The sequence below is a fragment of the Streptomyces sp. Q6 genome, assembly GCF_036967205.1.
Taxonomy (GTDB): domain Bacteria; phylum Actinomycetota; class Actinomycetes; order Streptomycetales; family Streptomycetaceae; genus Streptomyces; species Streptomyces citrinus.
On record NZ_CP146022.1, the window covers coordinates 4901694 to 4919619 of the forward strand.

Annotated in this window: 16 protein-coding genes and 1 pseudogene; 9 read left to right on the forward strand and 8 right to left on the reverse strand. The window is 71.1% G+C overall.

Going from position 1 to position 17926, the window contains the following annotated elements; translation table 11 throughout:
- Positions 1 to 75 precede the first annotated feature (75 nt).
- Positions 76 to 2271, forward strand: coding sequence for an MMPL family transporter (locus V2W30_RS23030; protein WP_338699308.1), 2196 nt, complete (start codon positions 76 to 78; stop codon positions 2269 to 2271).
- Here V2W30_RS23030 and V2W30_RS23035 read toward each other — a convergent pair whose 3' ends face one another.
- Complete coding sequence (locus V2W30_RS23035; RefSeq protein WP_338699310.1) at positions 2272 to 2730, reverse strand: SsgA family sporulation/cell division regulator; 459 nt, start codon at positions 2728 to 2730, stop codon at positions 2272 to 2274.
- A gap of 165 nt (positions 2731 to 2895) precedes the next feature.
- Here V2W30_RS23035 and V2W30_RS23040 point away from each other — a divergent pair, with 165 nt between their 5' ends.
- From V2W30_RS23040 to V2W30_RS23050, 3 genes are read left to right on the forward strand one after another with little or no spacing between them, the layout of a single operon-like run.
- Positions 2896 to 3939 (forward strand): energy-coupling factor ABC transporter permease, encoded by a 1044-nt coding sequence (locus V2W30_RS23040; protein ID WP_338699312.1) that lies wholly within the window; start codon positions 2896 to 2898, stop codon positions 3937 to 3939.
- A 1-nt stretch (position 3940) separates the two neighbouring features.
- The gene (gene cbiQ, locus V2W30_RS23045; protein ID WP_338699314.1) at positions 3941 to 4702 is read left to right on the forward strand and encodes a cobalt ECF transporter T component CbiQ; all 762 of its coding nucleotides are present in this window, start codon (positions 3941 to 3943) and stop codon (positions 4700 to 4702) included.
- Entirely contained in the window at positions 4690 to 5469 is a 780-nt protein-coding gene (locus V2W30_RS23050) for an ABC transporter ATP-binding protein (protein ID WP_338699317.1), read from the forward strand. Before cbiQ ends, V2W30_RS23050 begins: the two co-directional genes overlap by 13 nt.
- 25 nt (positions 5470 to 5494) lie before the next feature.
- Here the strand turns inward: V2W30_RS23050 and V2W30_RS23055 are convergent, their stop codons facing one another.
- Positions 5495 to 5965, reverse strand: coding sequence for a GNAT family N-acetyltransferase (locus V2W30_RS23055; protein WP_338699319.1), 471 nt, complete (start codon positions 5963 to 5965; stop codon positions 5495 to 5497).
- Between the two features lie 87 nt (positions 5966 to 6052).
- Between V2W30_RS23055 and V2W30_RS23060 the strand changes: the two genes are divergently transcribed.
- A complete protein-coding gene (locus V2W30_RS23060) occupies positions 6053 to 7228 on the forward strand; it encodes a serine hydrolase domain-containing protein (RefSeq protein ID WP_338699321.1) in 1176 nt (391 codons plus the stop codon).
- On the opposite strand, the gene V2W30_RS23065 is transcribed toward V2W30_RS23060, so the two are convergent.
- Positions 7174 to 7782: a hypothetical protein gene (locus V2W30_RS23065; RefSeq protein ID WP_338699323.1), complete on the reverse strand. Its 609-nt coding sequence runs from the start codon at positions 7780 to 7782 to the stop codon at positions 7174 to 7176. The two genes, V2W30_RS23060 and V2W30_RS23065, sit on opposite strands and share 55 nt — an antisense overlap.
- A gap of 110 nt (positions 7783 to 7892) precedes the next feature.
- Between V2W30_RS23065 and V2W30_RS23070 the strand changes: the two genes are divergently transcribed.
- The gene (locus V2W30_RS23070) at positions 7893 to 8666 is read left to right on the forward strand and encodes an SDR family NAD(P)-dependent oxidoreductase (RefSeq protein WP_338699325.1); all 774 of its coding nucleotides are present in this window, start codon (positions 7893 to 7895) and stop codon (positions 8664 to 8666) included.
- A 19-nt stretch (positions 8667 to 8685) separates the two neighbouring features.
- On the opposite strand, the gene V2W30_RS23075 is transcribed toward V2W30_RS23070, so the two are convergent.
- The 4 genes from V2W30_RS23075 to V2W30_RS23090 all read right to left on the reverse strand — a co-directional run bounded on the left by V2W30_RS23075 (position 8686) and on the right by V2W30_RS23090 (position 13657).
- Positions 8686 to 9537 carry a DMT family transporter gene (locus V2W30_RS23075; RefSeq protein ID WP_338699327.1) on the reverse strand — a complete coding sequence of 284 codons (852 nt, stop codon included), beginning with the start codon at positions 9535 to 9537 and terminating at the stop codon, positions 8686 to 8688.
- Positions 9534 to 10058, reverse strand: coding sequence for a YbaK/EbsC family protein (locus tag V2W30_RS23080; protein ID WP_338699329.1), 525 nt, complete (start codon positions 10056 to 10058; stop codon positions 9534 to 9536). The genes V2W30_RS23075 and V2W30_RS23080 overlap by 4 nt, the downstream gene beginning before the upstream one ends.
- 106 nt (positions 10059 to 10164) lie before the next feature.
- A complete protein-coding gene (locus tag V2W30_RS23085; protein WP_338699331.1) occupies positions 10165 to 11877 on the reverse strand; it encodes a penicillin-binding transpeptidase domain-containing protein in 1713 nt (570 codons plus the stop codon).
- Between the two features lie 142 nt (positions 11878 to 12019).
- The gene (locus V2W30_RS23090) at positions 12020 to 13657 is read right to left on the reverse strand and encodes a penicillin-binding transpeptidase domain-containing protein (protein ID WP_338699333.1); all 1638 of its coding nucleotides are present in this window, start codon (positions 13655 to 13657) and stop codon (positions 12020 to 12022) included.
- Between the two features lie 222 nt (positions 13658 to 13879).
- Between V2W30_RS23090 and V2W30_RS23095 the strand changes: the two genes are divergently transcribed.
- The 3 genes and pseudogenes from V2W30_RS23095 to V2W30_RS23105 form a co-directional block, all read left to right on the forward strand.
- Positions 13880 to 14455 carry a dihydrofolate reductase family protein gene (locus V2W30_RS23095; RefSeq protein ID WP_338699335.1) on the forward strand — a complete coding sequence of 192 codons (576 nt, stop codon included), beginning with the start codon at positions 13880 to 13882 and terminating at the stop codon, positions 14453 to 14455.
- Between the two features lie 236 nt (positions 14456 to 14691).
- Positions 14692 to 15681 carry a hypothetical protein gene (locus V2W30_RS23100; RefSeq protein ID WP_338699337.1) on the forward strand — a complete coding sequence of 330 codons (990 nt, stop codon included), beginning with the start codon at positions 14692 to 14694 and terminating at the stop codon, positions 15679 to 15681.
- A gap of 36 nt (positions 15682 to 15717) precedes the next feature.
- Positions 15718 to 15987: pseudogene (locus tag V2W30_RS23105) on the forward strand (transposase family protein); the annotation flags it as partial.
- Positions 15988 to 16126: 139 nt separating this feature from the next.
- Here the strand turns inward: V2W30_RS23105 and V2W30_RS23110 are convergent.
- A complete protein-coding gene (locus V2W30_RS23110) occupies positions 16127 to 17890 on the reverse strand; it encodes a dolichyl-phosphate-mannose--protein mannosyltransferase (protein WP_338699339.1) in 1764 nt (587 codons plus the stop codon).
- Positions 17891 to 17926 lie beyond the last annotated feature (36 nt).

Below are 17926 nucleotides of genomic sequence, written 5' to 3' on the forward strand. Positions count from 1 at the left end.
ACACGCACCGCTCACGTCGTCGGGCCGATACCCCCTGCCCGTTTCAGCCCCCGACCCGACCGGGAGTACGCCCTCGTGGCCACGTTCCTCTACAAACTCGGCAAGCTCGCCTTTCGCCGACGGCACTTCGTCGCCCTGATATGGGTGGCTCTGCTCACCCTCGCGGGCGTCGGCGCGGCCTCCGCGCCGACCGCCGCCTCCAGCTCCTTCTCGATCCCGGGCACCGAGGCCCAGAAGGCCTTCGACCTGCTCGACCAGCGCTTCCCCGGCTCGGCCGCCGACGGCGCCACCGCGCGTGTCGTCTTCAAGGCGCCGGCCGGAGAGAAGCTCACCGACGCCGCCAACAAGGCGGACGTCCAGGACACCGTCTCCGCGATCAAGTCCAGCTCGAAGCAGGTCGCGTCCGTCGCCGACCCGTTCGCCGCCAAGACGGTCAGCAAGGACGGCACGATCGCCTACGCCTCGGCCTCGTACAAGGTCTCCTCGATGGAGCTGACCGACGACGACCGGGACGCGCTCCAGAAGGTCATCGACCAGGCCAAGGAGACGGGGCTCACCGTCGAGGTCGGCGGTGACGCGCTCCAGGCCATGCCGGAGACCGGCGCCACCGAGATCATCGGCATCGCGGTCGCCGCCGTGGTCCTCGTCATCACCTTCGGCTCGCTGCTCGCGGCCGGGCTTCCGCTGCTCACCGCGCTCATCGGCGTCGGCATCGGCGTCTCGTCGATCACGGCGCTGGCCAACGCCCTCGACCTGGGCACCACCACGTCCACCCTCGCCATGATGATCGGGCTCGCGGTCGGCATCGACTACGCGCTGTTCATCGTCTCCCGGTACCGGGCGGAACTGGCCGAGGGCAGGGAGCGCGAGGAAGCCGCCGGTCGGGCCGTCGGCACCGCCGGATCGGCCGTCGTCTTCGCCGGGCTCACCGTCGTCATCGCGCTGGTCGGCCTCGCCGTCGTGAACATCCCGATGCTGACGAAGATGGGCGTCGCCGCCGCGGGCACCGTCGCCATCGCCGTGCTCATCGCGCTCACCCTCATCCCGGCGCTGCTCGGCTACGCGGGCAAGCGCGTCCACGGCCGCAAGGCGCGTAAGAACCTGGGCGTCAAGACCACGGAGCCCAAGGCCAACATGGGCACCCGCTGGGCCCGCTTCGTGCTGCGCCGCCCGGTGCTCGTCCTCGTCGCCGGTGTCATCGGCCTCGGCGCGCTCGCCGTGCCGGTCGCCTCGCTCGAACTCGGCCTGCCCGACGACGGCGTCCAGCCCACCGACACCACCCAGCGCAAGGCGTACGACCTGCTGTCGGACGGCTTCGGGCCCGGGTTCAACGGGCCGCTGATGACCGTCGTCGACGCCAAGGGCGCGGACGACCCGAAGGCCGCCGTCGACCAGGTCGTCACCGCGATCAAGGGCACGGACGGCGTCGCGGCCGTCACCCCGGCCACGTTCAACAAGGCCGGTGACACGGCGATCATCAGTGTCGTCTCGAAGTACAAGCCGTCGTCGGTCGACACCGAGGACGTCGTCCACGCCATCCGCGACGAGGGCCAGGACATCAAGGCGGACACCGGCGCGGAGCTGTCCGTCACCGGCTCCACCGCCATGAACATCGACGTCTCGCAGAAGCTGAACGACGCGCTCGTGCCGTACCTGGCGCTCGTCGTCGGTCTCGCCTTCCTGCTCCTGATGGTCGTCTTCCGGTCCGTGCTCGTGCCGTTGAAGGCCGCCCTCGGCTTCCTGCTCTCGGTGCTCGCCGCGCTCGGCGCCGTCGTCGCGGTCTACCAGTGGGGCTGGCTCGGCTCGGTCTTCGGCGTGGAGCAGACCGGCCCGGTCATGTCGATGATGCCGATCTTCATGGTGGGTGTCGTCTTCGGTCTCGCGATGGACTACGAGGTGTTCCTCGTGACGCGGATGCGGGAGGCGTACGTCCACGGGGAGCGGCCCGCGCAGGCGATCGTGACCGGGTTCCGGCACGGGGCGCGAGTGGTCACGGCCGCGGCGATCATCATGATCGCGGTGTTCGCGGGGTTCATCGGCAGCTCGGAACAGATGGTGAAGATGATCGGCTTCGGCCTGGCCATCGCCGTGTTCTTCGACGCGTTCGTCGTCCGCATGACGATCGTGCCGGCCGTGCTCGCGCTGCTCGGCAAGAAGGCCTGGTGGCTGCCGAAGTGGCTGGACCGCGTCCTGCCGAACGTCGACGTGGAGGGCGAGGGCCTCGCCAGGCACGCCCCCGCCGACAAGGACCGGGAGCTCGTCGACGCCTGATCAGCGCGTGACGCCCTGAGGGGTCACCGGGGCGACGGCCGTGTACGTACGACGCAGGAAGCGGATCAGCGCTTTCACGTCGAACTGCACGACCGTCGCCCCGTTCGTGTGCCGGTGGAACTCGATGACCGCCTGGACCCGGCCGCACGGCCAGATCCTGATGTCGCCGCCGGTGACGGGACCGCGCAGCCCGCGCTCCAGGAGCTCGCGCGGGAAGACCCACTCGCCGCGGTCGGGGAGCGTGACGCGGACGAGTCCGCCCTCTCCGTCCGGCCCGCTCCGGCCGTCCTGTGCGCCCTGAGCGCTCCGGTCCTCGTACCGCAGGATCACCGGGACGGCGCGGCCGGCGTCGGGGGAGTCGGTGACGATGCGGGCGCGGGCGTACTGCTCGACGGACGCCCCGGAGACGTCCCGCCCGTGTCCCGGCCCCGGCTCCTGCTCCTGCTCGATGGCGCTCATGTCCTCCAATGTCCCATATGTACCGCTGTGCGGGCCAGGATTCCCCGGCGGTCGGCGGTGCCCAATTAGTACCGAGGCGCTCTTGCAAGGCGTTCGCAACAAGGCACTATCATCGAACGGTTAGCCAGCCCACCCACCTGACGCCGAGCGCCGGAGAACCCTGCCATGCATGTCCCCGACGGATTCATCAATGCCCCCGTCTCGGCGGCCGCCGGTGTCGTCGCCGCGGGTGCCGTCGCCGTCAGCCTGCGCGGAGCGCGCCGTGAACTGGACGAGCGCACGGCGCCGCTGGCCGGACTCGTCGCCGCGTTCATCTTCGCCGTCCAGATGCTCAACTTCCCCGTCGCGGCGGGCACCAGCGGCCATCTCCTGGGCGGCGCGCTCGCGGCGATACTCGTGGGCCCCTACACAGGGGTCCTCTGTGTCTCCGTGGTGCTCCTGATGCAGGGCGTGCTGTTCGCCGACGGCGGCCTCACGGCCCTCGGCGTGAACATCACCGACATGGCGATCACCACGACGGTCGTCGCCTACCTCGTCTTCCGCGGCCTGGTGAAGGTGCTGCCGCGCGGCCGCCGCTCGATCACCGTCTCGTCCTTCGTCGCCGCCCTGCTCTCGGTCCCGGCCGCCGCGATCGTCTTCACCCTCGTCTACGCCGTCGGAGGGACGACCGACGTCTCGATCGGCAAGGTCGCCACCGCGATGGTCGGCGTCCACGTCCTCATCGGCATCGGCGAGGCGGTCATCACCGCGCTCACCGTCGGCGCGGTCGTCGCCGTCCGGCCCGACCTGGTCCACGCGGCCCGGGGCCTGACGAAGCCGCTCAAGCTGAAGGTCGGCGGGGAACTGGTCGACGCACCGGCCGCCGCCGCTCCCGTGGCGGCCCGCTCGCACCGCAAGGTCTGGGTGATCGGCCTGGTCACGTCCCTGTTCCTGGCCGGCTTCGTCTCCTTCTACGCCTCGGCGAACCCGGACGGCCTGGAGAAGGTCGCCCACGACAAGGGCATCGACGAGAAGACGAAGGAGCACGCCTCCTCCGACTCCCCGCTCGCCGACTACGGCGTCAAGAACATCACCGACGGCCGCCTGTCCGGCGGCCTCGCCGGGGTCATCGGCGTCGGCGTGACCGTGGTCGCGGGCTCGGCGGTCTTCTGGGCGCTGCGCAGGCGCCGTACGAGCGACGCGGCCTCCGTCGAACAGGTCGGGGTCTGACATGGGCGCGGGCCACGCACATCGTCTCTACCGGGCCGGGCGGTCCCCGGTCCACGCCCTGCCGCCGCACACCAAGCTCGCGGCGGTCTTCGCCTTCGTCGTGGTCGTGGTCTCCACGCCCCGCGAGGCGATGTGGGCGTTCGCGCTGTACGCGGTGCTGCTGGGCGCGGTCGCGTACGTGGCGAAGGTGCCCGGCGGCTATCTGCTGAAGCGGCTCCTCATCGAGATCCCGTTCGTCGCGTTCGCGGTGCTCATGCCGTTCGTCGCGGAGGGCGACAAGGTGCAGGTGCTCGGCCTGTCGCTGAGCGAGAGCGGCCTGTGGGGCGCGTGGAACGTACTGGCGAAGGGCACGCTGGGTGTCGCGGCCTCGGTCCTGCTCGCCTCGACGACGGAACTGCGGGAACTCCTCCTCGGCCTGCAACGCCTGAAGCTGCCGCCGCTCCTCGTCCAGATCGCCTCGTTCATGATCCGGTACGGGGATGTGATCACGGACGAGATGCGGCGGATGAAGATCGCGCGGGAGTCGCGGGGCTTCGAGGCGAAGGGCGTACGGCACTGGGGCGTCCTCGCCAAGTCGGCGGGGGCCCTGTTCATCCGTTCCTACGAGCGCGGCGAGCGCGTGCACCTCGCCATGGTCAGCCGCGGTTACGCGGGCTCGATGCCGGTGATCGACGAGGTGACGGCCTCGCGCACGCAGTGGTCGTACGCGCTGGCGCTGCCGGCCGCGGCTTTCGTGGTGTGCCTGATGGGATGGACCCTGTGACAACTCCTACTCCTGCTCCTGCCTCTCTCGACGTCTCCGGACTCGCCTTCGCCTACCCCGACGGCCACCAGGCCCTGTTCGGTGTGGACTTCTCCGTCGCGAAGGGCGAGCGGGTGGCGCTCCTCGGCCCGAACGGCGCGGGCAAGACGACCCTCGTCCTGCACCTCAACGGCATCCTCACGGGCGGCGCCGGCACGGTCACGGTGGCGGGCCTGCCGGTCTCGTCCCGCAACATGGCGGAGATCCGGCGCCGGGTCGGCATCGTCTTCCAGGACCCGGACGACCAGCTGTTCATGCCGACGGTCCGCGAGGACGTCGCGTTCGGCCCGGCGGCGGCCGGTCTGAAGGGCCCGGAGCTGGAGGCGCGGGTCCGCAAGGCGCTCTCGATGGTGGGCATGGAGGACTTCGCGGACCGCCCGCCTCACCACTTGTCGTTCGGCCAGCGCCGCAGGGTCGCGGTGGCGACGGTCCTGGCCATGGAGCCCGAGATCCTCGTCCTCGACGAGCCGTCCTCGAACCTCGACCCGGCTTCGCGGCGCGAACTGGCCGACATCCTGCGCTCGTTGGACGTCACGGTCCTCATGGTCACGCACGACCTGCCGTACGCCCTCGAACTCTGCCCGCGCGCCTTGATCCTCAGCGGGGGCGTGATCGCGGCGGACGGCCCGACCGGCGACCTGCTCGCGGACCCGGAGCTGATGGGCGCGCACCGCCTGGAGCTGCCGTTCGGGTTCGACCCGAAGTCGGTGGCGGCGCAGGCGGGTTGACCGGCCCGGGGTCGAGCGCCGCGCGTCAGCCGGCGTCCAGGGAGTAGCGCCGCTTCTCCTTCGCCGTCGCGCCCAGGCGGTCGTAGAAGCGGATCGCCCCCTCGTTCCAAGGCGGGGTCTGCCACTGGATCTCGGTGAGGCCCAAGGCGCGTGCCTCCGCCCTGACCGCCTCCATGAGCTGTGGGCCGAGGCCCAGGCCGCGGTGGCCGTCGCGGAGGAACAGACAGTCCATGTGGAGGTACTCGGCGCCGTCCCACGTCGACAGCTCCGGGGCGCAGGTGGCGTAGCCGATGAGGTCGGAATCGTTGAGTTCCGCCACGAAGCAGCGCAGGCGCGGGGTCGGCGTGCCGAAGAGGAGGGTCTCCAGGCGGTCGGCCAGGCCCGGTGCCGGGGGCGTCGCCTTCTCGTACGCGGCGTGCTCGGCGGCGAGTGCCGCGACCAGCGGAAGGTCGGCGGGGCGCGCGCGGCGCACCAGGGCCCGGGGCGTGTTCGTCATGCCGACCATGATGCGTTCCCGCGCGGCGCGTGCGGCGACCGGGCCCCCGGGGGGAATCCTCGCGTCCGCCGGATTGTTTGCACCGCCGTGCACATACAGGGACAGGTGGCCGACGGTTTCGAGGGCGTCAGGGACGCCTTCTCGGCGAACTTCGACGCGCGGGGCGAGCGGGGAGCCGGGCTCGTCGTCTACCGCGACGGCCGCAAGGTCGTCGACCTGTACGGGGGTGCCCGCGACGTCGACGGCACCGAGCCCTGGACCGGGGGCACCGCCCAGGTCCTGCGGTCCGCCACCAAGGGTGTCTCCGCCGCCGTGCTCCTGCTGCTGCACCAGCGCGGCGCCCTCGACCTGGACGCGCCCGTCGCCGCGTACTGGCCCGAGTTCAAGGCGCACGGCAAGGAGGACGCCCTCGTACGGGACGTGCTCGCGCACCGTGTCGGCGTACCGGCGCTCGACCGGCCGCTGACCCCCGCCGAGGCCGCCGACCTCGACATCGGTGCCGCCGCCGTCGCCGCCCAGGCCCCGGAGTGGGCGCCCGGCACCGACCACGGCTACCACGCGCAGACCTTCAGCTGGCTCACCGGTGAACTCGTGCGCCGGGTCACCGGACGGACCCTCGGGGAGTTCGTCGCCGACGAGATCGCCGGGCCGCTCGGCGCCGACCTGTGGATCGGGCTGCCGGACGAGCAGGCCCACCGGGTCGGGCGGGTGGGGCCCGTCGAGGCGCCCGCCGTCGCCGGGGGCCTCAGGGCGCGGCCCAAGCGCGGGATCACCGAGGCGTACACCAACCCCGAGTCCCTCACCCGCCGCGCCTTCGGGGCGATCACCCCGTCGCCGGACGAGAACGACCCGGCCTTCCGCGCCGCCCAGCTCCCCGGCTCCAACGGCATCGGCACCGCCGACGGCCTCGCCCGCTTCTACGCCGCCCTGATCGGTGAACTCCCCGGCGGCGCCCGCCTGTTCAGCGCCGACACCCTGCGACGCGCCCGCACCGAGGCCTCGTCCGGCACCGACCGCGTCCTCGTCGTCCCGACCCGCTACGGCCTCGGCTACATGCTCCACGGGGTCGCCTCCCCGCTGCTCGGCCCCGGCTCCTTCGGGCACCCGGGGCGTGGTGGCGCCCTCGGTTTCGCCGACCCGGAGTCCGGTGTCGCGTTCGGCTACGTCACCAACGGGATGCGGAAGGGCGTCACCGCCGACCAGCGCGCTCAGGCGCTGGTCAGGGCCGTGCGCGAGGCGCTCGGGCGCCACAGCGGGACGTAGGCGAGCAGGAGCAGCGCCGCGCCGACCGGCATCAGGTCCTTGCTCGCGAAGGGCAGCAGCGTCGTCGCGAAGATCAGGCACGGCGACCACAGGGGCAGCTTGCGCAGCGCGCCGAGGCGGAGCGCGAGGACGACCTGGCCGACGAAGAAGAGCATCGGGCCGACCGCGTAGAAGGCGATCTCGGCGCCCGGCAGCGACCCGAAGTCGTCGGACAGGCGCGCCATCTCGGCATGGTCGGCGGCCATCAGGCCCGTCACGATGTCCACCCCGAACTGCACGGCCAGCGCGACCGACCCGGCGACGGCGAGCCACAGGCCCGACACCGCCCACCGGTCGCGGGTCCCGGCCAGGCCCCGCATCGCCGCGAATCCCCGTACGAAGAAGGGGAGTCCGAGCAGGAAGCACAGGTGCCCGGAGGTCCAGGCGAGCCCCGGGCCGCGCACGTCGTCGAGGCCGTCGAGGAGGCGGATCACGCCGTAGGCGCCGAACAGGACCGGCCCGAGGAGGTAGGCGGTGCGCGGACTTGCGAGGGAGGCTGCGCGAGATGAGGTCATGCGACGATCCTGGCCGCGCGGGCCTCGTGACTCCCTCCGGAACAACCCCGGTCGGGCCCGCACGCGACCCCGAGGCGTCTGTCGGGGTTCTCCCGGGTAGCGTCCCCGCCATGACACGCTTCGAGGGGTACGCAGTCCTGGTCACCGGTGCCGGACGCGGTATCGGCGCCGCCGTCGCGCACCGGCTCGCCGCCGAGGGCGCACACGTCCTGGTGACGGACATCGACGAGCAGGCCGCGGGCAAGACGGCGGGCGCCATCCGTGAACGGGGCCACCAGGCGCGGGAGTTCGTGTGCGACGTCGGTGACCGGGCGTCCGTCGAGGCGGCCGTCGCGCACGCCGTCGACGCCTTCGGCCGCCTCGACGTCCTCGTCAACAACGCCTACGCCTGCCACGCCGACGCCCCGCTCTTCGAGGACGAGGACGACGAGGCGTGGGCCCGCGACCTGGACCTCAGCCTCACCGGCGCCTACCGCTGCTGCCGCGCCGCCCTGCCGCACCTCGTCGCCTCCGGCCGGGGCGCGATCGTCAGCATCGGCTCGGTCAACGGCCTCCAGGACTTCGGCTGCCACGCGTACAGCGCGGCGAAGGCCGGCCTGATCTCCCTGACCCGCACGCTCGCCGGGCACGCGGGCCCGCGCGGCGTCCGCGTCAACCTGATCGCGCCCGGCACCGTCCGCACCCCCGCCTGGACCGAACAGGGCCAGGACCCGGACGCCGTACGGGAGTTGTACCCGCTGCGCCGGGTCGGGGAGCCGGAGGACATCGCGGCGGCGGTCGCCTTCCTGGCGTCGCGGGACGCCGCGTGGATCACCGGGGCGGTGCTGCCGGTGGACGGCGGGGTGACCGCGGTCAACACCGGCTTCAAGGGCACCGCCCCCTAGGATCGCGCGTCCGGGGCGCTCACCCCGCGTGCAGCATCAGCCCGATCCCCGCCACCATCACACCCGCCGCCACGATCCGCGGAGCCCCGAACCGCTCCTTGAAGAACACCGCCCCGATCACCGCTCCGACGATGATCGACGACTCGCGCAGCGCGGAGATCGGGGCCAGTTCCGCCCGTGTCTGCGCCCACAGGACGAGCCCGTACGCCGTCATGGACAGCGCCGCGCCGATCAGCCCGCGCAGGGCGAACGGCCGCAGCCGCGCCGCGAATTCGCCCCGCCAGCGCCACCACGCGTACGCGGGCACGGCGATGCCCTCCAGGATCATCAGCCACACGATGTACCCCATGGACGAGCCCGACGCGCGGACGCCGAGCCCGTCGACGACGGTGTACGCCGCGATGGAGAACCCGGTCGCCAGGGCAGCCCCGAGCGCCGTCCAGTCGGGGCGGCGCCCCGCACTCCGCAGCCCCCACAGCGCGAGCCCTGTGAGCCCCGCGCACGACACCAGGACCCCCGCCGCCTGCCAGCCGCCCGGCACCTCGCCCACGAACACGGCGGCGAGCACCGTCACCACGAGCGGCGCCGTGCCGCGCGCGATCGGATACGCCTGACCGAATTCGCCGAGCTTGAACGACGCCATCAGGAGCACGTAGTAGACGATGTGGATGAGCGCGGACGCGACCAGGTAGGGCCACGCCCCGGCCGCCGGGAGCGGCACGAACGGCGCCATGAGCAGGCCGATGAGCGTCGCCCCGCCGCCGATCAGCGTGAAGCCGACGAGCTTGTCCGTGATGTGGTGCGCGAGCGCGTTCCAGGACGCGTGGGTGACCGCGGCGAGCAGGACCGCCGCGGTGACTATCGGGGTCATTCGCGTACGTCCACGAGCGCGGCGCCCGCGTGCGCGATCAGTTCCTTGGGCTCCATCGGGAAGACCGCGTACGGGGTTCCGGCGGCCGCCCACACCGTGGCGTGCGCGAGCAGGGAGCGGTCGGCGAGGACCCGCGTCTTGTTCGCGTGGCCGAAGGGCGGGATGCCGCCGATCGCGTACCCGGTGAACTCCCGCACCACGTCCGCCTTCGCGCGCGTCACCTTCTCCGCGCCCAGCTCGCGGCGGACCAGCTCGACGTCGACGCGTGAGGCGCCGTCCATGAGCACGAGGACCGGGACGCCGTCGGCGGCGAAGATCAGCGACTTGCAGATGGCGCTCAGTTCGCAGCCGATGGCGTCCGCCGCCTCCTGCGCGGTACGGGTCGCTTCCGGGAAGCGCCGCACGCGGGGCAGGAGTTCGGCCAGGCCGAGCGCGGTCACGGCATCGGCGAACCGGGGGTGCGCGGCGCTCTCGGGCGAGGGCGAGGGCGACGACGAGGGCGATGGCGTCGGAGATGTCATGAGCGGCACGCTAATCGTCGGTGCAGCGCCCACGCGACTCAGTAAGCAAGGTGCTAAAAGGTCAGCCGCCCGAAGCCCGGACCGCCGGAGTCCGGACACTCACGGCTCAGCCGCCCGCCAGCAGCATCTGGCGGACGACCGGGCCCGCCGAGTCACCGCCGTGCCCGCCCTGCTGCACCACGGCCGCCGACGCGAGGTCGCCCCGGTACGCCGTGAACCAGCCGTTGGGCTCCTTCTGACCGTCGACCTCCGCCGAACCGGTCTTCGCGCCCATGTCCGAGCCGAGCCCGGCCATCGGCTTCACCGCCGTACCCGCGACCGCCGTGTAGTGCATCAACTCCCGCAGATCCGCGAGGGTCTTGGCGGACAGCGTGCGCGACGCCCTCGCCAGCGTGCGGTGGTCCACGTCGGGCGAGACGAGGTACGGCTGGTGGAACGTGCCGTTCTTCACGGTCGCCGCGACCGACGCCATGTTCAGCGGGTTCATCCGCACCCCGCCCTGCCCGATCAGGGACGCCGCCATCTGCGCCTGCGACTGCACCGGCACGGCACCGTCGAAGCTCGACACCCCGATCGCCCAGTTGTTCAGCCCGAGCCCGAAGACCTGCTGCGCCTGCTTGGTCAGCGAGTCGTTCTCCAGCTTCGGCGCCTGGCTGATGAAGGCCGTGTTGCAGGACGCCGCGAAGCTCGCCTTGAACGTGCCGTTCTTGATCTGGAACTTGTCGTCGTTCTGGAACTTCCAGTGCCCGTACGTGAAGTACTTCGGGCACGGGTGCGTCTTGTCGACCCCGGCGAGCCCCTTCTCCAGGAGCAGCGACGAGGTGATGACCTTCATCGTGGAGCCGGGGGCCAGCGACCCCTGGAACGCCGTGTTGAAGCCGGGGCTGGAGTTCGCCACCGCGAGGATCTCGCCGGTCGAGGGCCGGATCACGACGACCGACGCCCGCTCGCGGGAGGCGACCTGGCTCTCGGCGGCCGCCTGCAAGGAGGGGCTGAGCGTCGTCCTGACGGTGCCCGGGGTGCCCTGGGAGAGGGTGACCAGCGTCTTGTCGGGCAGCGCGTTCTTCTCCGCGCTCTTGTCGTCGGCGTCCTTCCCGGCCGCTTCCTTACGGGCGATGCGCAGCTCGACGCCGGCCGTGCCGCCCGCCTTCTTGCCGTACTTCTCGCGCAGTCCGTCGATGACGGTGCCGAGCGACGGGTACTTCTTCGCGCTCAGCTCGCCGCCGTCGCGGTCCACGGCCTTGACCGGCGGATCGCCGGCCTCACCGGTGACGAGCCGGTCGCCGTCCTTCAACTCCGGGTGCACGACGGAGGGTTGCCACGACACGAGCACCTTCCCGTCGTTCTTGCGGCGCACGGCGGTGAGCGAGGAGTCGTACGCGAAGGGCTTGGTCAGCTTCTCGGCGTCGGCGCCCTTCTCCTCGTACGAGACCGTGGACGTGACGTGGAAGGGGACCTTGGCGCCCGACCTCGTCCCCGGCGTGAGCTTCACGTCGGTGAGGTGGGCGTCCTTGGTCAGGCCGGTCAGCGCCGTCCTCGCGGCGGCCGCGTCGTCCGTGTACGACGCCGCCTTCGCCACGTCCCCGGACTGCCAGGCCGTCAGGAACCGGTCGGCGGCCGTGCGTACTTCCCCGGCGGACGGCGGGCCCGTCCTGATCGTGGGCTTCTCGTCCGCCGACGCGGAGGAACCGGAGCCGCTGTCCATCAGGGCGTAGGCGCCGACGCCGGCCCCGACGACGGCGACGACAGCGGCCGCGCCGATCACGACGGGGTTCGTGTTGCGGCGCACCGGGGCGCGGCGTCTGCCTCTGCTGCCCAACGTTTCCTCCGGGGATCTACGGGGGGCCAAGGTTACGGCTTGCTGCCGTCCGCACCCGCCATAGGTCAGAACGACGCAGACCCGGTGACGGGTACGTGGTAAGGGCTTGCCGCCCGCGCCCGTGCCCCCCGGTGCGGGCCGTCTAGAGCCCCGCCGTGAGCACGGCCGCGACGATCGGGCCCGCCGCGTCGCCGCCGTGCCCTCCGGCGGGCACCGTGGCCGCCGCCGCGATGTCGTTGCTGTACCCCGCGAACCACGAGTCGGACGTGCCCTGACCGTCGAGCTCCGCGGAACCGGTCTTCGCGCCCTTGGGCGAGGGGACCGTTCGCATCGCGTTCGCCGCGGTGCCGCTGGCGGCCGTGCGCGCCATCATGTTCCGCAGCTGCTGCGACGTGCCGGGGCGCAGGCCCTGGGCGGTGGCCGGCGTGCGGTGGTCGAGGTCGAACGAGACGAGGTACGGCTGGTGGAACGTGCCGGTCATCGCGGTCGCCGTCACCGACGCCATGTTGAGCGCGTTCACCTTCACCAGGCCCTGGCCGATCATCGCGGCCGCGTCGTTCGAGGTCCCGTCCACCTGCACGGAGCCGTCCCGGGAGGCGACCCCCGTCTTCCAGTCCTTGCCGAGGCCGAACCGTTCCGTCGCCTCGGCCGTGAAGTTCTGCGCGCCGAGATCGTCGGAGAGCTTGATGAAGGCGGTGTTGCAGGAGCGGGAGAAGCTCTCGGACAACGACGCGTTCTCGTTCGGCGGCATGTTCTTGAGGTTGTGGAAGGTCTGGCTCATCGACACCGCCGAGTCCGGGCAGGGAGCCGCGCCGGTCTCCGAGGTGACACCGTTGTCGATCAGCGCCGCCGCGGTCACGATCTTCATCACCGAGCCGGGCGGAGTGCCGCCCTGGAGGGCCGTGTTGAAGTCGCCCTTCTCCTGGTTGGCGATCGCGAGGATCTCGCCGGTGGACGGTTTGACGGCCACCACGGACGACTTGCCGTACTTGGTCACCTGCTGCTCGGCCGCCGCCTGCACCGTCGCGTTGAGCGTCGTGCGCAGCTTGCCCGGCTTGCCCTCGGCGAGGGTCAGGAGCGTCTTCGTGGTCGCCGAACCGTCGGCGCCCTGCCGCTTGACGTACGTCTCGACGCCCGGTGAACCGCCCGCCTTGTCGCCGTACTTGGTGCGCAGCTGGTCCAGGACCGGCCGCAGCGACGGGTACTTCTTGGCGGTCAGGACGACACCGTTGCGGTCGACGGCCTCGATGGCGGGCGACGCGGACTCGCCCGTGACGAGTTCGTCGCCGTCCTTCATGTCCGGGTGCAGCACGGACGGTGACCACTTCACCAGGGCGCGGCCGGTGGTGGCGCCGCGGACGACGGTGAGCGACGACTCGTACGCCATGCTCTTCTTCCTGCCCTCGTACGAGACCGTGGCCCTGACCTTGAAGGGGACCGTGGCGCCCGTCGGAGTGCCCGGGGTCAGGACGGTGCGCGTGATGTGCGCGTCGTCGTGCCAGGCGGTGAGCAGGGACTTCGCGTTCTCCGCGTAGTTCGTGTAGTCGGCCGCCCCCGCGACGTCGTTCTTCGCCCACGCCGTCAGGAACTCCCGCGACGTCGCCTTGATCTCGTCGGCCGTCGGCGGCCCGGACCCGCGGGCCTTCGAGCTCATGGTCGACGACGAGCCTCCGTCGTCCCCGGTGACGGCCGTGACGATGTTGTAGGCCCCGTACCCGGCGCCGCCCACCATCACGGTGAACACCCCGCCGACGATGGCGACCTTGATCCCCTTGCGCATAGCGCCCCCTCCCCAGGTTTACGGGAGGGACTGTAGGCACGTCGGAGGTCCGGCGTACGCGGTGTTTTCCAGATGGTGTCCGAAGGTGTCCGAAGAGTGATCACAAATGCGGCCGAAATCGTGCCCCGGCCGTGATCGATGAGTTCCGCGGCCGGGCCCGGTCTACCGCACAGCAGCTCCGGAAGCCACGGAAGCCGTGGACACGCCCCTCGGGAGGACGACATGACCGCCACCTACACCTTCGACGTCTTCATGAGCCTGGACGGCTTCGGTGCCGCCGGCGGTGACTGGACCGGCTACTGGGGCAAGCAGGGCCCCGAGCTGCTCGACCACCGCCTCGCCCTGTACGACACCGAGCAGCGGATGGTCCTCGGCGCGCACACGTACCGGGCGTTCGCGCGGATGCTGGCGACGAGCACGGAGGACTCCGACGTGCGCGACCCCTGGGTCACACGGATGCGGAACCTGCCGGCGACGGTGGTGTCCTCGACCCTGGAGGGGCCCCTCGACTGGCCGGACGCCACCGTGGTGCCCGGTGACGCCGTGGACGTCGTCGCCGGGCTCAAGAAGGAGTCGGACGTTCCGCTGCGCTCGCACGGCAGCCTCTCGATGAACCGCGCGCTGATGGCCGCGGGCCTGGTCGACCGCCTCCAGGTGACGGTCTTCCCCGTCGTCACCGGCCGGACCGGCGTCGAGCCGATCTTCGGGGGCGCGGCCGACTTCGACCTGGACCTGATCGAGAGCCGCGTCCTCGACGGCCGCGTCCAGGAGCTGGTCTACCGCCCCACGCTCCACTGACCCACCGGCGCCCTGGCTCCAGGGCTAGATCCAGGGCTAGATCCAGGTGTCCAGCCACATCCGCGACCGCCATGAGTCCATCGGGATCGCGTTCCCCGTGTAGATCGGCCAGAAGTAGATGGAATCCTGGACCGGCCGGGCCGCGCTCCCCTGACCTGCGGCGATGTGAAGATTCAATGGCTACTGGCGCACCTACCTGCCCATGGCCCACTAGCGGCAGGCTCACAGGAGTGAACATGATCAAGCGAGCAGGCTTCTATCGGGAGATCGGCGGCCAGTCAGCGACGCCGGACGATGCACCGTCCCTCCGTGATGCCGTACAGGACAGTGGGCCCTGGGACGAGGACCGCATCCTCGCCTACCTGGAATCAGCCCTGGAGATCTACACCACGATGGGCGCCGAGCGTGACGCCCTCACCGGCGACGAATGGATCACGGGCGCCGGCTCTCTCGTGACCGATGGCACCTGGCTGTGGCCGACCGACCTGGTGCACTATGTACGCCGACACCACGCGGCCCTGCCGCAAGAGTTCCTGGACCACATCCGGGCCAACAACTACACGGTCCCCGCCGTGCCCGACGAACAGGCGCGGTACATCTTCCAGGGGGAGTTCCCGGAGAACGCGCCTACTGTGAGCACGTCCAAGGCTGCGGGGTTCTTCACCTGGTACGTGCCGAAGCTGAACAGTGCGCGAGCCCGACAACTCCTCACACATCTGGAGACCGCCGGGTTCTCCGTCGTACACCCTCTCACGAACGCCCTCTTCGGATTCCGTGAGACGCCGACCGGAAACCGTGACCCGCTGATGGGCGATGGCACGGCCTTGGCCGCTGCCTTGTCCGACGACCGCTGCTCGAGGGCCGAGTTCACCTGCTGGAAGGGCTACGACCAGTCTCTTACCGGCGTCGTGCGACGCACGGACGAGACGACGCAGAGCATCACGTTGCGCCTCAGCGATGTCCCCGTGCCGGACCGCGAGGAGGCCGTCGCGGCGCTGGTGCGCACGCTCGACCAGGACGCGGCCGAATCCCTCGGGTTCGTCATCGACCGGACCGGTGCTTCGGCTTCCCAGGACTGGGACCGCATCCTCACCGGCAGCGGAGGGCACTTCACCGTGTGGCCCGACACCGTCGGGATCCTGAGGGACCGCGTCGGCAGCCACCCTGAGCTGGCCGACATCACGCCAACTACTTACGGCCCGCTCGACGTCTTCCACCGCGCCTAGTGGGATGTATCGGGTCGTAGCAGACTCGATGTCCTCGCCGTCCTCGCCGTCCTCGCTCCGACGCTCCAGCAGGCCATGGACGAGGCTCGGCGCAAGGCGTTCCTGATCCTGGACGGCACGCTCCTGCCGATCGACCGGATCGCCGAGAACCGCCCGTACTACTCCGGGAAACACCAACGCCACGGAATGAACGTGCAGGTCATCGCCGATCCACACGGCAAACTGCTGTAGGCCTCGCCCGCGCTGCCCGGTGCCACGCACGACCTGACCGCCGCCCGCAGCACCGGAATCATCGAGGCGCTGAGCACCACCGGGATGTGCGCGAGGTGTGCGTCGGCTCGGGCCGTCCCTGGGCCGTCCGCGGGTGGCCCAGGTCGACCGACAACGACCAACAACGACGTGAGGGGCGCGGCCGTGGCCGTGCCCCTCACCTTCGTTTGCCCAGCTAGATCCAGGTGTCCAGCCACATCCGCGACCGCCACGAGTCCATCGGGATCGCGTTGCCCGTGTAGATCGGCCAGAAGTAGATGAAGTTCCACGCGATGAGCAGGACCAGGACACCGGCGCTCGCCGCGCCGATCATCCGGCGCCGTTCGCTCGACCCCGGTTTCCCGATGATCGCGCCCAGCATCATCGCCAGTGCCAGGCAGAGGAACGGTACGAAGACGACCGCGTAGAAGTAGAAGATCGTCCGCTCCTGGTAGTGGAACCAGGGCAGATAGCCCGCCGCGATGCCGCACGCGATCGCGCCCGCGCGCCAGTCGCGCCGGAAGAACCAGCGCCACAGCAGGTAGAGGACCGCGAAGCACGCCGCCCACCACAGGAGCGGGGTGCCGAGGGCGAGGACCTCGCGGGCGCACTTGTCGGTGGCGTCCGCGGGGCAGCCCTGCGCGCCGGCCGACGGGGACTCGTAGAAGTACGAGACCGGGCGGCCGTCGACCATCCAGCTCCACGGGTTCGACTGGTACGTGTGCTTCGACGTGAGGTGGGTGTTGAACACCCAGACCTCGTGCTCGTAGTGCCACAGGCTGCGCACCCAGTCCGGCAGCCAGGTGTGGCCGCCGCCCTTGCCCGCGGTCGCCGCCCAGTTGCGGAAGTAGCCGCCGGTGCCGTCGGCGGGGGAGAGGATCCAGCCGATCCAGGAGAAGAGGTACGTGGCGACGGCGACCGGCACGGTCGAGAGGAACGCGGGGAACACGTCCCGCTTCAGGACCGCGAGGTACGGGCGCCGGGCGCCCGCCACGCGCCGCGAACCGACGTCCCACAGCACCGACATCAGCGCGAAGGCGGCGAGGTAGATGAAGCCGTTCCACTTCGTGCCCGCCGCGAGGCCGAGGCAGAGCCCGGCGAGCAGCCGCCACGGGCGCCACCCGAGCCGCAGTGTCTCGGCGATGTGCGGGTCGGGGCGGACCAGGCCGTGCTCGTCGACGGGCAGGGCCGCGGCGAGCCGCTCCCGCGCCCGGTCCCGGTCCACGACCAGGCAGCCGAACGCCGCCAGCACGAAGAACACGAGGACCGAGTCGAGCAGCGCGGTGCGGCTCATCACGAACGCGAGGCCGTCGACCATCAGCAGCGCCCCGGCCAGGCAGCCGAGGAACGTGGAGCGGAACAGCCGCCGCCCGATCCGGCACACCATGAGCACGCACAGCGTCCCGAGCACGGCCGTCATGAACCGCCAGCCGAACGGATTGAAGCCGAACATCCATTCGCCGATGCCGATGACGTACTTGCCGACCGGCGGATGCACGACGTACGAGGCGTCGTGCGGGACGGGGACGTCACCGTTCTTCTGGAGGATCAGGTCGTTGGCGTTCTTCGCCCAGTTGACCTCGAACCCGCGGTGGAGCAGCGCCCACGCGTCCTTCGCGTAGTACGTCTCGTCGAATATCACGGCCTTCGGGCTGCCGAGGTTCCAGAACCGCAGCACGCCCGCGACGAACGTGAGGAGCAGCGGTCCCGCCCAGCCGACGATCCGGTTCGCCTGCTCGGCCGTGAACCGGCTCAGTCCGAACGACGCCGACAGCCGGGCACCCGGCGCGGCGAACGGCGGCACCAGGTGCTCCCGGACGTTCCCGCTTCTCTCCTGCGCCTGGTAGCCGAACCGGCGCAGGCCCAGCAGCCACGAGGACGGCGCCCGCTCACCTGCGGGGATCCGCTCGTACGGGGCGCTGGTCGGGGTCGGCTTGGACGACGACGCGGTACTGGTCACCGCGCCATCGTAGGGAACGGCGCTGTGCGAGTCCCG